Genomic DNA, 14,249 nt, shown 5'->3' with positions numbered 1-14,249 from the left:
GAGTTGCAGGTGCGGGCCGCAGTGCTCAACCGCTTCACCCACTTGGGCACCCCGGTGACGCGGGCTGTGGCGTAACTCCGTCTGGGGTCAGGGGAAACTCAGCCTCGGCTGGGTTATGCAACAAAGCCGCGCAGACCTGCTGGACGCGCTGGCCGAAGAGGCGGCGGTTCTGGCACGACAGTTCAATTCGATCGTGGTGCGGGCCATCGACTACTGTCCGCCGGCCGACATCAAGCTGGGCGAGTTCCTGCGCGCGATGATCACCGCGGACAGCGAGTTGCGGCTCAGCTTCGCCAACACCAGGTTCGGCAGCGCACCTGGCCGCCCGGTTCCTCCGCAGGAGCGGCAATCGCAGGCTGAAGCACTGGGCACCTGGTTGCTTCAGCCGCGGGTGCTGGAAGAATGCGGCCTTGTCGCCCAAGGCGATCCCCGCGTGTCGGCACACGGGGCAACGGTGACCCTGCCTCGCATTGACGCATTGGAAACCACCCGCCGCGTGACCCCGGACGGCGAGGTGCATTTCGAGACCGTGGCCGTGATCACGCAAGTCGCCCATGTCCGGCGTCAGGGCAAACAGCCAGGATTCAGCTTCGTCGGGGGATGCGCCTTGCTGTTTTCACCGCAGGGCGTACTGCGGTTTGCGATCAGCAAGAGCGTGGCCGGTGACCAGCGCATCGAGCGGCGGCGGAGTTTCATCACAGGGGGATCGGCCGTTGCGCTGCGGTACTGGCATGAGGTTCAAGGCTCGATGCAGCTCCGGCCGCAATGGAGCCGGCTGATGCACGGGACGGTCTGAAGTCCGGGATTCCTTGGGCGCCCTGTCTCCGAAACGACAGGCCCCCATCGGACGCTCGCCCTAGACTGCGTGCGAACTTACGCACCCGGAGCCTGCCCCATGACCACCGCCGTCATCGTTTCCACCGCGCGCACCCCGCTGGCCAAGAGCTGGAAAGGGGCGTTCAACATGACCCACGGCGCGACGCTCGGCGGTCACGCCGTCGCCGCTGCCGTGCAACGCGCGGGCATCGACCCCGGCGCCATCGAGGATGTCCTGATGGGCTGCGCGAACCCGGAAGGCGCGACCGGCTGGAACATCGCCCGCCAGGTCGCCCTGCGCGCCGGCCTGCCGATGAGCGTCGCGGGCCTCACCGTCAACCGCTTCTGCTCCAGCGGTCTGCAGACCATCGCGCTGGCCGCCCAGCGGATCATCAGCGGCGAGGGCGAGGTCTACGTTGCCGGTGGTGTCGAGAGCATTTCCTGTGTCCAGCAGGAGATGAACCACCACATGTTCATCGACTCGTGGCTCCAGCAGCACAAGCCGGAAATCTACTGGCCGATGCTGCAGACCGCCGAGACCGTCGCCAAGCGTTACGGCATGGCCCGCGAGCGCATGGACCAGTACGGCGCCGAGAGCCAGCAGAAGGCGTGCGCCGCGCAGGCGGCGGGCCGATTCGCCGACGAGATCGCGCCGATCACCGTCACGGCGGGCGTGGCCGACAAGGTGCTGGGCCTGCGCACGAAGCAGGTCACGGTCAGCGTGGACGAGGGCCTGCGCGAAGGCACGACCTACGAGGCGGTGGCCGGCATCCGCAGCGCCCAGCCGGGCGGCGTGGTCAGCGCGGGCAATGCGAGCCAGTTCAGCGACGGCGGCGGCGCCTGCGTCATCGTCGATGAACGCTACGCCGAACGGCATGGCCTGCAGCCGCTGGGCCGTTTCCTCGGCTTCGCGGTGGCGGGCTGCGAGCCGGACGAGATGGGCATCGGGCCGGTGTTCGCGGTGCCGAAGGTGCTGGCGCGGCTCGGCCTGACGGTGGACGACATCGGGCTGTGGGAGCTGAACGAGGCGTTCGCTGTGCAGGTGCTGTACTGCGCCGACACGCTCGGCATCCCGCTGGACCGGCTGAATGTCAACGGCGGCGCCATCGCGCTCGGCCACCCCTACGGCGTCAGCGGCCAGCGGCTCACCGGCCACGCGCTGATCGAGGGCAAGCGGCGCGGCGCCAAGTACGTCTGCGTGACGATGTGCGTCGGTGGCGGCATGGGGGCGGCGGGCGTCTTCGAGGTGCTTTGAAGTGCTTTGAAACGAGGGCAACCCGATGAGCGCACTGCGTCCCACTGTCGATTTCCTGCTGCACGACTGGCTCGGCGTCGATGACCTGACGCAGCGCCCGCGCTTCGCCGACCACAGCCGCGACACCTTCGCCGCCGTGCTAGACACCTGTGAGCGCATCGCCCAGGACAAGTTCGCCCCCGCCAACCGCCGCGCCGATGTCGAAGAACCGCGCTTCGACGGCGAGAAGGTCATCCTCCCCGAATCGACCGTTGAGGCCAGCCGCGCCTACGTCGAATCCGGGATGTTGGCAGCGGCGCAGGACTACGACCTCGGCGGGATGCAGCTTCCGTGTGTCGTCGAGATGGCGGCCAACAGCTTCTTCTCGAAGGCGGGCATTGGTCTCGGCGGGCACATGCTCACCAGCGGCAACGCCAACCTGCTGATGGCCCACGGCACCGAGGCACAGCGGCGCGTCTTCGCGCACCAGGAGTTCACCGGCCGCTTCTTCGGCACCATGTGCCTGAGCGAGCCGCAGGCCGGGTCGAGCCTGTCCGACATTCTCACCCGTGCCGAGCCGGATGGGGACGATGCTGCCCGCGACCCGCTTGGCCCGCGTTTCCGGCTGCGCGGCAACAAGATGTGGATCAGCAACGGCGAGCACGAACTGGCCGAGAACATCGTCCACCTCGTGCTGGCGAAGATCCCCGGCCCGGACGGCAAGCTGGTGCCGGGCGCACGCGGCATCTCGCTGTTCATCGTGCCGAAAAAGCTGGTCGGGCTGGATGGCGAGCTGACCGGCGAGCGCAACGACGTGGCGCTGGCCGGGCTGAACCACAAGCTCGGGTATCGCGGCATCCCGAACACGCTGCTGAACTTCGGCGAAGGCAAGTTCCCGGTGCGCGGTGCGGCGGGGGCGATCGGCTACCTCGTGGGCAAGCCGGGCGAGGGTCTGCGCGGCATGTTCCACATGATGAACGAGGCGCGGATCGCCGTCGGCCTGGGGGCGGTGATGCTCGGGTATGCCGGCTACGAGGCCAGTCTCGACTACGCCCGCGGCCGTCCGCAAGGTCGCCCGATCGGCCCTGGCGGCAAGGACGCGAGCCAGCCGCAGATCCCGATCATTCGCCACGCCGACGTGCGGCGGATGCTGCTGGCACAGAAGAGTTATGTCGAAGGCGGCTTGGCGCTTGCGCTGTACTGCGCCCGCTTGGTCGATGAGCAGCACACGGGCGAGCCGGACGCGGCGCAGGAAGCCGCGCTGCTGCTGGAGATGCTCACGCCGATCGCCAAGAGCTGGCCGAGCGAGTGGTGTCTGGAGGCCAACAGCCTGGCGATCCAGGTCCACGGCGGCTACGGCTACACCCGTGACTACCCGGTGGAACAGTATTGGCGCGACAACCGCCTGAACATGATCCATGAGGGCACGCACGGCATCCAGGCGCTGGACCTGCTGGGCCGCAAGGTGGTGATGAACGGCGGGGCGGGGTTGCTGCTGCTGGCGCGCAAGGTCAACGCGACGATCGAGCGGGCGATGCCGGTCGAGGCGCTGCACCCGTTCGCGATGGCGCTGGCGCAGGCCTTGCAGAAGCTCGGCGCCGCGACCAAGGCGGCGTGGGCGAGCGGCGTGCCGGAGGAGGCGCTGGCGAATGCGGTGCCGTATCTGCAGGCATTCGGGCATGTCGTGCTGGCGTGGATGTGGCTCGATGTGGCCCTGTCGAGCGGCATGGACAGCGCCGCGGGGCAGGGCCGCCATGCCGCTTGCCGCTTCTTCTTCCGTCATGAGTTGCCGCGCATCGAGGCGTGGCTGGCCGTGGTGCGCGAGCGTGATGACACCTGCCTCACGATGCGGGACGACTGGTTCTGAACCGAGGAAACACCCCATGGGAACGCCGATTTCACAACTTTTCGACCTGACCGGCCGCGTCGCACTGGTCACGGGCGGCTCGCGTGGCCTGGGCCTGCAGATCGCCGAAGCCCTCGGCGACGCGGGCGCCAAGGTGATGCTGACCGCCCGCAAGGCCGCCGAACTCGAAGCCGCCTGTGCGCAGTTGCAGGCCCGTGGCATCGACGCCCGCTGGGTCGCCGCCGATGCAAGCACGGCGGACGGCGTGGCGAAGATCGTGGAGGACACGGTCGAACGCCTCGGCGACATCGACATCCTCGTCAACAACGCCGGCGCTACCTGGGGCGCTCCGGCCGAGGACCACCCGGTCGAGGCGTGGGACAAGGTGATGGACCTGAACGTGCGTGCCGTGTTCCTGATCAGCCAGGCGGTGGGCAAGCGGTGCATGATCCCGCGCCGCTCGGGGCGGGTCATCAACGTGGCGTCGATCGCCGGTCTGTCCGGCAACAGCGGGATCATGACAACGATCGCCTACAACACCAGCAAGGGCGCGGTGGTCAACTTCACCCGCGCACTGGCCGGCGAGTGGGGCCGCCACGGGATCACGGTCAACGCGCTCGCGCCGGGTTTCTTCCCGAGCAAGATGACCCGCGGCGTGCTGGCCCATTTCGGCGAGGACAAGCTCGCTGCGAAGGCGCCGCTGAACCGGCTGGGCGATGATGACGACCTCAAGGGCGCCGCCGTGCTCTTCGCCAGCGCGGCGGGCAAGCACATCACCGGGCAGATCCTGGCGGTGGACGGCGGCGTCAGTGCCGTCCACGGCGGCTGACCTGTGATCCCTCCCCACCCATGCAATTTCCCGTCACCATTCCTTTCGTCGAACATCTGGGCTTCGAGCTGATCCGCTTCGACGGCGGCGAGGCGGAGATCCACGTCGAGCTGAAACCCGAGCTGCTGAACTCCTTCCTCGTCGCGCACGGCGGGCTGTCGATGACGCTGCTCGATGTCGTGATGGCGCACGCAGCCCGCAGCGTGGTGCCGGAAAGCGGCGTGGTGACGATCGAGATGAAGACCTCGTTTTTCCGCCCCGGCGAAGGGCGCCTGCGGGCGGTCGGCAAGCTGCTGCACCGCTCGGCGACGATGGCGTTCACCGAGGGGCAGGTCTTCGGCGGCGACGGGCAGCTCTGCGCCCATGCGACGGGGACGTTCAAGTACGTGAAGCGGCTGCCCGCTGCCGGGCGGGAAATCAAGTCGCTGCAAAGAAAACTCGACGGCACGGGTTCCGATTGAGCCACTGTCCGCCGACGACCATTCATCCAGAACGCATCGAAGGAAGTTCCATGTCCCTGACCAATCACCAGATCCTCCTCGCCTCCCGCCCGCAGGGCGAGGCGACCACCGACAACTTCCGCCTCGTCGAAACACCCGTCCCCGAACTCGCGGACGGTCAGGTGCTGGTGCGCCACCACTTCCTGAGCCTCGACCCCTACATGCGCGGCCGGATGAACGACGGCCGCAGCTACGCCCAGCCGCAGCCGCTCGACGCCGTGATGATCGGTGGCACGGTCGGCGAGGTGGTGGAGTCGCGCAATGAACACTTCAAGGCAGGCGATGCCGTTGTCGGCATGGGCGGCTGGCAGGAATACGCCGTGGTCGATGCGACCCAGCGCGGTGTGTTGCAGAAGGTGGACACGCGCCACATCCCGCTGTCGGCCTACCTCGGCGCAGTCGGGATGCCCGGCGTTACCGGTTGGTACGGGCTGGTGAAGATCGTCGACCCGAAGCCGGGCGAAACCGTGGTGGTCAGCGCGGCCAGCGGCGCGGTCGGCTCCGTCGTCGGCCAGCTCGCCAAGGCGCGGGGCTGCCGCGTCGTCGGCCTCGCGGGCGGCCCGGACAAGTGCGCCTACGTGACGGATGAACTCGGCTTCGACGCGTGCATCGACTACCGCCAGTTCCCGGACCTCAAATCGCTCTCCGGCGCACTGAAAGCCGCCTGTCCGAAGGGCATCGACGGCTATTTCGAAAACGTCGGCGGCGTGATCCTGGACGCCGTGATGCTGCGCGCCAATGCCTTCAGCCGCATCGCGATGTGCGGAATGATCGCCGGCTACAACGGCGAGCCGATGGTCATGGCGAATCCGGCGCTGATCCTCGTCAACCGCATGAAGATCGAAGGTTTCATCGTCAGCGAGCACATGGAAGTCTGGCCCGAGGCGCTGAAGGAACTCGGCACGGCGGTGGCGACCGGCCAGCTCAAGTTCCGCGAGTCGGTGGCGCAGGGCATCGCCAGTGCGCCGGACGCCTTCCTCGGCTTGCTCAAGGGCAAGAACTTCGGCAAGCAGCTCGTCAAGCTGGTCTGAGAGGGGTGCCGCGATGAAGTCACTGATGGGCAAGACCGCCGTGCTGACCGGCGCGGCGTCCGGCTTCGGGCTGGAACTGGCGCGGCTGTGTGCGGCGCAGGGCATGAAGATCGTCATGGCCGATGTGCAGCAGGACGCGCTAGACCGCGCCGCCGCCGAAATCACTGCGCTCGGCGCCGAGGTGCTGGCGTTCCGGCTCGATGTGTCGAAGGCGGATCAGGTCGAAGCGCTGGGCGCAGCGACGCGCCAACGCTTCGGGGCGCCGCATCTGGTGTTCAACAACGCAGGCGTGGGCGCGGGCGGGTTGATCTGGGAGCACACGCTGGCGGACTGGGAATGGGTCGTCGGCGTCAACCTGATGGGCGTGGCGCACGGGGTGCGCGTGTTCACGCCGATGATGCTCGCCGCCGCGAAGGCCGACCCGGACTGGGAAGGCCACATCGTCAACACCGCCTCGATGGCCGGACTGCTGAACACGCCGAACATGGGCGTCTACAACGTCACCAAGCACGCAGTGGTGAGTCTGTCCGAGACGCTGTTCCAGGACTTGTCGCTGGTCACGTCGCAGGTCAGCGCCAGCGTGCTGTGCCCGTACTTCGTGCCGACCGGCATCCACCAGAGCCACCGCAACCGCCCCGATGACCTGCCCGAGCAGGCGCCGACCGCCAGCCAGCTCGTCGCCCAGGCCATGAGCGACAAGGCCGTGACCAGCGGCAAGATCACGGCCGCCGAGGTGGCGCAGAAAGTGGTGGACGCCGTGCTGGCCGGACAGTTCTACATCTACAGCCACCCGAGGGCGGTCGGGCTGGTCGGCACGCGGCTGGAAGACGTGCTGCAGGGGCGCAACCCGACTGATCCGTTCAAGGAGCGGCCGGATCTGGGGGACAAGCTGCGGGCGGCGCTGCGCGGGTGATCAGGCCGCGTCGGTGTGGTCGTCCACGTCAGCGAACATCTCGTCAGCGGTGAGCTGCAAGCCGATGCTCTCGAAGCGCACGCTCTCGCCCTGCGCGGACTGCGCCAGCGTCCAGTGGGAGGCATCCTGTCGGCGATAGACCTCCGTGGTGCGGCTGGCGATGTCGATCAGCACGATTTCCCGCATGCTGGGGAGTTGCCGGTAGTGGAAGCTTTTCTCGCCCCGGTCGTAGTGGCGGGTGCTCGGCGACAGCACTTCGACGACCAGCACAGGCTCCCGCTTGGCCTGTCGCTGGGCGTGGTCGGCGGCGCTGCAAGTGACCATCACGTCGGGATAGAAGTAGCTGCCGAGCGCCTCCACGCTGAGCCGCATGTCGGTGCTGTAGGTGCGGCAGCCCGAGCCGCGCAGGTGCAGGTTGACGGCACCCGCCACGTTCAGCGTCACCCGTGCGTGGCGATCGTCGCCGCCGGCCATGGCGTACACCTCGCCGCCGACGAACTCGTGGCGGTCGGTCTGATCGAGTTCCCAGACGAGAAACTCGTCGGGGGTCATGACGGGTGTGCGGGCGGCGTATCCCATTGGAACCTCCTTCGGTACAGCCATTATCAGGTGGGGTGATCGGGTGGGTCGTCCGGTATACATTCGGCCATGCCCGATCAAGATCCCGACACCCACGTCCACACCCTCGCCAACGGCGTCCGCGTGCTCACCCTCGTGCAGCCGCACCTGGCCAGCGCCTGCGTCAGCGTCTACGTGCGCACCGGCAGCCGCCACGAAAGTGCGCGGCTCAACGGGATCAGCCATGTGGTCGAACACATGGCCTTCAAGGGCACCCGCACCCGCGATTGCCAGCAAATCAACCTCGACGCCGAACAGCTCGGCGCCGAGGCCAACGCCCACACCGACAAGGACCACACCGCCTACCACCTGCGCGGGCTGGCCGAACACGCGCCGCAGTTCATCCGCATGCTCGGCGACATCGTGCTCGACAGCCAGTTCCCCGAGGCCGAGCTGGAGCGCGAGCGGCAAGTGATCCTGCAGGAGTATCTGGAGGACGAGGACGACGCGCTGTCCACCGCGTTCAAGCTCTTCGACGAAGCCTGCTACGGCCGCCACCCGCTGGCGCAGCCGGTGATCGGGAAGCGGCGCAACATCGAGCGGTTCAGCCGTGACGAGCTGATGGGCTACGTGCAGCGCCAGTACACGGGGGCGAACGTCATCGTCGCGGTTGCCGGGCCGGTCGATCCGCAGGCGATGGCTGCGCAGGCCGAGGCGGTGTTCGGCGCCATGCCGGCCGGAGCGCCGAACCTTGTGGCCGCGCCCGCTTACCTTGGCGGCGTACGCGCACGGCGGCAGAGCGGGTCCAGCCAGACCCATGTCGTTCTGGGCTTTCCGATCCCGGCGCAGGCGGATCCCGACATGCCCGCCGCCGTGATGGCCGCCACCGTGTTCGGCGAGGGCATGAGTTCGCCGCTGCTCGACCGGGTGCGCGAGCGGCTGGGGCTGGTGTACTACGCCGGGTGTTCGGCCGATGTGTCGGACCTGGCCGGGCAGTTCGTCATCGAAGCCTCCACCACGCCGGAGCACCTGGACGCGCTGTTCGCGGAAGTCACCACGCTGCTGCAAGCGCACGCCGCGTCCATCGACCCGGTGCATCTGGAGCGTGCCCGCAACCAGCTGGCGGTGCGCAGCGTGCGTGCCCGCGAGCGGTCGCAGCGCCGGTTGGAAGGCGCTGCGCAGGATCTGTTCGTGTTCGGCCGCGTGCGTCCGTCGGGTGAATGGATGGAGCGGATCGCGTCGATCGACGCGGACGCGGTGCGCCAGCAGTTTGTGCGGATGCTGGCCGCGCCGGTGTCGGCGGCGATCACGGGCAAGGTGCCGGCGGGGACGAAGGAGCGTTGCCAAGACCGGCTGGCTATGCTTTGCACCCCTGGCTGAACGGCTCCCGCACGACCTGCAGCGTCACATGGTCGATCCCGAAGCGGTCGTGCAATTGCGTAGTGGCGTGCTGCAAGAACGCGTCGTCGGCGCCACCGTCTGGCATGACGAGGTGGGCGGTCAGGGCGATGTCGGTGGTGCCCATCGCCCAGACGTGCAGATCGTGGACCCGCGCCACGCCGGGCAGGGCGGTGAGCAGGGTGTCCACGGCGGCCAGGTCCACACTGTCTGGCACGCCGTCGAACAGCAGATGCAGCGACTGCTTGAACAGGCTCCAGGTGCCCCAGACGATCACGGCCGCGATCAGCAGGCTGACCACCGGGTCGATCCACGCCCAGCCTAGCCACAGCGCCAGCCCGCCCGCCACCACGACGCCCGCCGACACCAGCGCATCGGCGGCCATGTGCAGGTAGGCACCGCGCAGGTTGAGGTCGTGTTCACTGCCGCGCATGAACAGCAGCGCGGTGGCGGCGTTGATGACAATGCCCACGCTGGCCACCGCCATCATGGTGAAGCCCTCCGCAGGCTCGGGGGACTGGAGCCGCAGCACGGCCTCCCAGCCCAGCGAGCCCATCGCCACCAGCAGCAGCACGGCGTTGACGAACGCAGCGACGATGCCGGCGCGCTTGCGGCCGTAGGTGTAGCGGCTGTCGGGGGTGAGCTTGCCGGCGAGTGCGCCGCCCCAGGCCAGCACCAGTCCGATCACGTCGCTCAGGTTGTGCCCGGCGTCGGCCAGCAGCGCCAGCGAATTGACTTTCCAGCCGTAGAAGGCTTCGATCGCCACGAAGGCGATGTTCAGGCTGATACCGATGGCGAAGGCGGCGTTGAAATTCGCCGGGGCGTGGTGGTGGCCATGGCCATGGTGGTCGTGATCGGTGTGATCGGCGTGGTCGTGGTGGTCGTGGGCACTCATGGGACGATCATAGGACGCCAGCGTGCCGGTGGCCCTGTGGCAAACTCCGCCGCCTCTCGAACTGCCTTTCACCTCGGTTTGGAACACGCTCAAAACGCCCAGAAGATCCTTCTTCAGATCGCATCGGAACTGAAGGCTCGCCCGGCCCAGGTCAAGGCCGCCATCGACCTGCTCGACAGCGGTGCCACGGTGCCCTTCATCGCCCGCTACCGCAAGGAAGTCACCGACGGGCTCGACGACATCCAGTTGCGCGAACTGGAGTCACGTCTGAGCTACCTGCGCGAGCTGGAGGACCGGCGCGACGCGGTGCTCAAAAGCATCGAGGAGCAGGGCAAGCTGACGCCCCCGCTGCGCGCCGCGATCGAGGCTGCGCCGACCAAGCAGGAGCTGGAAGACCTGTATCTGCCGTACAAGGTCAAGCGCCGCACCAAGGGCCTGATCGCCCGCGAGGCGGGGCTGGAGCCGCTGGCCGACAAGCTGTTTGCCGATCCGTCGCTCGACCCCAAAGCCGAAGCCGCCGCGTTTCTCAACCCCGAGGCCGGTTTTGCCGACGCGCTGGCGGTGCTGGACGGTGTGCGCGACTTGCTGAGCGAGCGCTGGGCGGAGGACGCGGCGCTGGTCAAGCAGTTGCGCGAGTGGCTGTGGGCGGAGGGGCTGTTCAAGTCGAAACGCATGGACGGTAAGGACGAGAACCACCCGGACGTCTCCAAGTTCCGTGACTACTTCGACTACGACGAGCCGATCAGCCGCGTGCCCTCGCACCGGGCGCTGGCGGTGTTCCGCGGTCGCGGGCTGGACATGCTGGACGTGAAGCTCGCGCTGGCGGAAGAGCCGCAGCCGGGGCAGCCGTCGCTTGCGGAAGGCAAGATCGCCATCCACCTCGGCTGGAGCCACGCCAAGCGCCCAAGCGATGACCTGATCCGCAAGACGATCGCGTGGACGTGGAAGGTCAAGCTCAGCCTGAGCCTGGAGCGCGACCTGTTCACCCGCCTGCGCGAGAGCGCCGAGGGCGTGGCGATCAAGGTGTTCAGCGAAAACCTGCGCGACCTGCTGCTGGCCGCGCCCGCGGGCAAGCGCGTCGTGATGGGGCTGGACCCGGGCATCCGCACCGGGGTGAAGGTCGCCGTCGTCAGCGACACCGGCAAGGTGCTCGACACGTCCACGGTGTACCCGCACGAGCCGCGCCGCGACTGGGAAGGCGCGCTGCACACGCTGGCCAAGCTGTGCGCGACCCACGGCGTCAACCTGATCGCCATCGGCAACGGCACCGCCAGCCGCGAGACCGACAAGCTCGCCGCCGACCTGATCAAGCGCCTGCAGCAGCTCGCGCCGGACCGCCAGATCGACAAGGTCGTGGTGTCGGAGGCGGGCGCGTCGGTCTATTCGGCGTCGGAGTTTGCATCGAAGGAGCTGCCGGACCTGGACGTGAGCCTGCGCGGCGCGGTGTCGATCGCACGGCGTCTGCAGGATCCGCTGGCCGAACTGGTCAAGATCGACCCGAAGAGCATCGGCGTCGGCCAGTACCAGCACGATGTGAACCAGAGCGAGCTGGCGCGCACGCTGGTCACCGTGGTCGAAGACTGCGTGAACGCGGTGGGGGTGGATCTGAACACGGCGTCGTCGGCGCTGCTGTCTCGGGTGTCGGGGCTGAGCGGGTCGGTGGCGGCAAGCATCGTGCGCTGGCGGGATGCGAACGGCGCCTTCCGCACCCGCAAGCAGTTGCTGGACGTGACGGGCCTCGGCCCGAAGACCTTCGAGCAGGCGGCCGGTTTCCTGCGCATCCGTGGTGGCGACAACCCGCTCGACATCAGGGGCGTCCACCCGGAATCCTACCCGGTGGTAGAGCAGATGATCACGAAGACGGGCCGGCCGATCGGCGAGCTGATGGGCCGCAGCGATGTGCTCAAGACGCTCAAGCCTGAAGCCTTTGCCAGCGAGAAGTTCGGCGCGATCACCGTCAAGGACATCCTCGCCGAGCTGGACAAACCGGGACGCGATCCCCGGCCGGATTTCAAGGTCGCGCGCTTCAACGAGGGCGTCGAGGACATCAAGGATCTCGTCGAAGGCATGGTGCTCGAAGGCACGGTGAGCAACGTCGCGCAGTTCGGCGCGTTTGTCGATCTGGGCGTCCACCAGGACGGTCTGGTCCACGTCAGCCAGCTCAGCAACAAGTTCGTCACCGACGCACGCGAGATCGTCAAGACCGGCGACATCGTGAAGGTCCGCGTCGTGGAGGTCGATCTGGTGCGCAAGCGGATCGCGCTGACGATGAAGCTCGATGCGCCCGCGCCGGCCAAGGGCGCGGCCAAGGGCGCGGCCAAGGTGGACAACAGCTTCCGGCCGGCGGGGCGCGGGGAACAGCGTCCGGCACGCGGCGCGCCAGCGTCTGCGCCGGCGGGGGGCAGTGCCATGGCAGCGGCGTTTGCCAAGCTGAAGGGTGGGCGTTGAAGCCCGCAGATTCGGACAAAATGCACACACCGCCATGTCGGCGCGCAAGGAGAACCACGATGACCAAGACCCCTGTCCGCACCCTGCTGGCCCTCTCGGCCGCCGTTCTGGCCCTGTCCGGCTGCTCTACCATGAAGGATGGCATGGGCGCGATGAAAGAAGGCATGGGCTCCATGCGCGACCGCATGATGGGCGACGGCCCGAGTGCGACTGCCAAGCTCGAAGCGACCAAGGGCAACACGGCCAACGGCACGGTCACCTTCAAGCAGCACGGCGACCATGTGATGGTGCATGCCCGCATCAGCGGCCTGAAGCCGTTCGGGGAACATGGTTTCCACGTCCATGAAAAGAGCGACTGCAGCAGCGGCGACGGCATGGGCACAGGCGGCCACTTCAACCCGACCGGCAAGCCCCACGGCACGCAGGATGCCGACCACCACGCCGGTGACATGCCTTCGCTGAAGGCCGATGTCGAAGGCAAGGTCGAGGTGCGTTTCCACCTGACCGGCGTGACATTGGGCAATGGCGGGCCAGCGGATCTGGCAGGGCGCGGGCTGATCGTGCATGCCGGCCCGGACGACTACAAGACCCAGCCGACCGGCAACTCGGGCGCCCGCATCGCCTGTGCCGTGATCGAGTCCACCAAGCGTTGAACCGTTGAGACCTTGATGCGCAGTCTCCAGATTCTCGCGGGGCCACGTGCCCGCCTGCATCTGGCTGCACAGGGGCTGCGTCCGGTGGATGTGCGGGCGGTGGCCGCGGCGGCGGGCGGTCCCAAGGGCCTGGTTCTGACGCCGATCGACCGGTTCCTGTTCGGCCACTGGCTGGGCGGGGACGGGCCGCCCGTGCATCTGGTCGGCGCAAGCATCGGCGCCTGGCGCATGGCTTGCGCGGCCTTGCCAGACCCGGAGGCCGCACTGGCAGGTCTCGTGCGCGACTACATCGCCGAGAGCTACACCCCACCCAGCGGCGAGCGGCAATCGGCCCGCAACATCAGCCGGCGGTTCGCTGAATTGTTGGACGTGCAGATCGCTGGACGACAGGCCGAGGTGCTGGCGCATCCGCGGTTCCGGCTCCACGTCGTGACCAGCCGTGGACGCCACATCCTGCGCCGCGAGCGGCGGCTGACGACGGCGCCGGGCTACCTGGGCGCTTTCCTGAGCAATGCGGTCAGCCGGCGCTGGCTGGGTGGCTGGCTGGAGCGGGTGCTGTTCTCCGACGCCCGGAACGCGCTGCCCTTGTCGCTGGACGATCTGCCGACCCGCCGTGTGGCACTGACACCAGAGAACCTGCTGCCGAGCATCCTCGGGTCAGGTTCGATCCCGTTCTGGCTCGACGCGGTCCACGACATTCCCGGCGCACCGCGTGGCGCCTACTGGGACGGTGGCATCACCGACTACCACCTGCACTGGCCGTGGCGCGAAATCGCGGCGACGCCCGACTCCGGCGGATTGGTGCTCTATCCGCATTTCCAGCCGCGGCTGGTGCCGGGGTGGCTCGACAAGGGCTTGCGCCGCCGACACCGGCCGACGCCGTGGCTGGACAACCTGATCGTGCTCGCGCCGTCGCCGGAGTGGATCGCCACGCTGCCCCGCGGCAAGATCCCCGACCGTGGCGATTTCAAGGCATGGGGCGACGACCACGCCGGGCGGATGCAGGCGTGGACCCGCTCGGTCGCCGAGAGCCAGCGTCTGGCCGACGAACTCGCGCAGTGGCTGCAGGACGGTTGTTCGCTCGACCGCGTCACGCCGCTGGAGTCCACCTGATGGGCGCCCACCGGT

General features: G+C 68.1%; 13 protein-coding genes. 11 read left to right on the top strand and 2 right to left on the bottom strand.

Translation table 11 applies throughout. The features are described from left to right. The first annotated feature begins 115 nt into the window (after positions 1 to 115). The 7 genes from RMP06_RS01345 to RMP06_RS01315 all read left to right on the top strand — a co-directional run bounded on the left by RMP06_RS01345 (position 116) and on the right by RMP06_RS01315 (position 7,169). A complete protein-coding gene (locus tag RMP06_RS01345; RefSeq protein WP_310459976.1) occupies positions 116 to 796 on the top strand; it encodes a hypothetical protein in 681 nt (226 codons plus the stop codon). 99 nt (positions 797 to 895) lie between these two features. Then, on the top strand, positions 896 to 2,071 hold the full coding sequence (locus tag RMP06_RS01340; protein WP_310459975.1) for an acetyl-CoA C-acyltransferase: 1,176 nt from the start codon (positions 896 to 898) through the stop codon (positions 2,069 to 2,071). 25 nt (positions 2,072 to 2,096) lie between these two features. Next, on the top strand, positions 2,097 to 3,917 hold the full coding sequence (locus RMP06_RS01335) for an acyl-CoA dehydrogenase (RefSeq protein WP_310459974.1): 1,821 nt from the start codon (positions 2,097 to 2,099) through the stop codon (positions 3,915 to 3,917). 16 nt (positions 3,918 to 3,933) lie between these two features. Then, positions 3,934 to 4,725 carry an SDR family oxidoreductase gene (locus tag RMP06_RS01330; protein ID WP_310459973.1) on the top strand — a complete coding sequence of 264 codons (792 nt, stop codon included), beginning with the start codon at positions 3,934 to 3,936 and terminating at the stop codon, positions 4,723 to 4,725. A gap of 20 nt (positions 4,726 to 4,745) precedes the next feature. Beyond that, positions 4,746 to 5,186 carry a PaaI family thioesterase gene (locus RMP06_RS01325; protein WP_310459972.1) on the top strand — a complete coding sequence of 147 codons (441 nt, stop codon included), beginning with the start codon at positions 4,746 to 4,748 and terminating at the stop codon, positions 5,184 to 5,186. A gap of 50 nt (positions 5,187 to 5,236) precedes the next feature. Next, complete coding sequence (locus RMP06_RS01320) at positions 5,237 to 6,256, top strand: NADP-dependent oxidoreductase (RefSeq protein ID WP_310459971.1); 1,020 nt, start codon at positions 5,237 to 5,239, stop codon at positions 6,254 to 6,256. A gap of 13 nt (positions 6,257 to 6,269) precedes the next feature. Further along, complete coding sequence (locus RMP06_RS01315) at positions 6,270 to 7,169, top strand: SDR family oxidoreductase (RefSeq protein WP_310459970.1); 900 nt, start codon at positions 6,270 to 6,272, stop codon at positions 7,167 to 7,169. Here RMP06_RS01315 and RMP06_RS01310 read toward each other — a convergent pair whose 3' ends face one another. Then, positions 7,170 to 7,748, bottom strand: a complete 579-nt coding sequence (locus RMP06_RS01310) for a Uma2 family endonuclease (RefSeq protein WP_310459969.1) — start codon at positions 7,746 to 7,748, stop codon at positions 7,170 to 7,172. A gap of 69 nt (positions 7,749 to 7,817) precedes the next feature. Between RMP06_RS01310 and RMP06_RS01305 the strand changes: the two genes are divergently transcribed. After that, positions 7,818 to 9,107 (top strand): M16 family metallopeptidase, encoded by a 1,290-nt coding sequence (locus RMP06_RS01305; protein WP_310459968.1) that lies wholly within the window; start codon positions 7,818 to 7,820, stop codon positions 9,105 to 9,107. Here RMP06_RS01305 and RMP06_RS01300 read toward each other — a convergent pair. After that, complete coding sequence (locus RMP06_RS01300; protein ID WP_310459967.1) at positions 9,085 to 10,020, bottom strand: cation diffusion facilitator family transporter; 936 nt, start codon at positions 10,018 to 10,020, stop codon at positions 9,085 to 9,087. The two genes, RMP06_RS01305 and RMP06_RS01300, sit on opposite strands and share 23 nt — an antisense overlap. A 78-nt stretch (positions 10,021 to 10,098) precedes the next feature. On the opposite strand from RMP06_RS01300, the gene RMP06_RS01295 reads away from it, so the two are divergent. From RMP06_RS01295 to RMP06_RS01285, 3 genes are all read left to right on the top strand, one after another. Then, on the top strand, positions 10,099 to 12,468 hold the full coding sequence (locus RMP06_RS01295; RefSeq protein ID WP_310459966.1) for a Tex family protein: 2,370 nt from the start codon (positions 10,099 to 10,101) through the stop codon (positions 12,466 to 12,468). 143 nt (positions 12,469 to 12,611) lie between these two features. Beyond that, positions 12,612 to 13,121 (top strand): superoxide dismutase family protein, encoded by a 510-nt coding sequence (locus RMP06_RS01290; RefSeq protein ID WP_409050072.1) that lies wholly within the window; start codon positions 12,612 to 12,614, stop codon positions 13,119 to 13,121. 15 nt (positions 13,122 to 13,136) lie between these two features. Then, positions 13,137 to 14,234, top strand: a complete 1,098-nt coding sequence (locus tag RMP06_RS01285) for a patatin-like phospholipase domain-containing protein (RefSeq protein WP_310459965.1) — start codon at positions 13,137 to 13,139, stop codon at positions 14,232 to 14,234. Positions 14,235 to 14,249: the final 15 nt, after the last annotated feature.

It is taken from the genome of Sphaerotilus sp. (assembly GCF_031429695.1).
GTDB lineage: Bacteria > Pseudomonadota > Gammaproteobacteria > Burkholderiales > Burkholderiaceae_C > Sphaerotilus.
The sequence above is the reverse complement of the archived record's forward strand: the minus strand, read 5'-3'. Positions and strand labels throughout refer to the sequence as shown.

What these genes read in the sequence shown, in the direction of transcription:
- RMP06_RS01325 (WP_310459972.1), top strand. Translation starts at nt 4,746, where the DNA reads ATGCAATTTCCCGTCACCATTCCTTTCGTCGAACATCTGGGCTTCGAG.
- RMP06_RS01335 (WP_310459974.1), top strand. Translation starts at nt 2,097, where the DNA reads ATGAGCGCACTGCGTCCCACTGTCGATTTCCTGCTGCACGACTGGCTC.
- RMP06_RS01345 (WP_310459976.1), top strand. Translation starts at nt 116, where the DNA reads ATGCAACAAAGCCGCGCAGACCTGCTGGACGCGCTGGCCGAAGAGGCG.
- RMP06_RS01285 (WP_310459965.1), top strand. Translation starts at nt 13,137, where the DNA reads ATGCGCAGTCTCCAGATTCTCGCGGGGCCACGTGCCCGCCTGCATCTG.
- RMP06_RS01330 (WP_310459973.1), top strand. Translation starts at nt 3,934, where the DNA reads ATGGGAACGCCGATTTCACAACTTTTCGACCTGACCGGCCGCGTCGCA.
- RMP06_RS01315 (WP_310459970.1), top strand. Translation starts at nt 6,270, where the DNA reads ATGAAGTCACTGATGGGCAAGACCGCCGTGCTGACCGGCGCGGCGTCC.
- RMP06_RS01340 (WP_310459975.1), top strand. Translation starts at nt 896, where the DNA reads ATGACCACCGCCGTCATCGTTTCCACCGCGCGCACCCCGCTGGCCAAG.
- RMP06_RS01290 (WP_409050072.1), top strand. Translation starts at nt 12,612, where the DNA reads ATGGGCGCGATGAAAGAAGGCATGGGCTCCATGCGCGACCGCATGATG.
- RMP06_RS01310 (WP_310459969.1), bottom strand. Translation starts at nt 7,748, where the DNA reads ATGGGATACGCCGCCCGCACACCCGTCATGACCCCCGACGAGTTTCTC.
- RMP06_RS01305 (WP_310459968.1), top strand. Translation starts at nt 7,818, where the DNA reads ATGCCCGATCAAGATCCCGACACCCACGTCCACACCCTCGCCAACGGC.
- RMP06_RS01320 (WP_310459971.1), top strand. Translation starts at nt 5,237, where the DNA reads ATGTCCCTGACCAATCACCAGATCCTCCTCGCCTCCCGCCCGCAGGGC.
- RMP06_RS01300 (WP_310459967.1), bottom strand. Translation starts at nt 10,020, where the DNA reads ATGAGTGCCCACGACCACCACGACCACGCCGATCACACCGATCACGAC.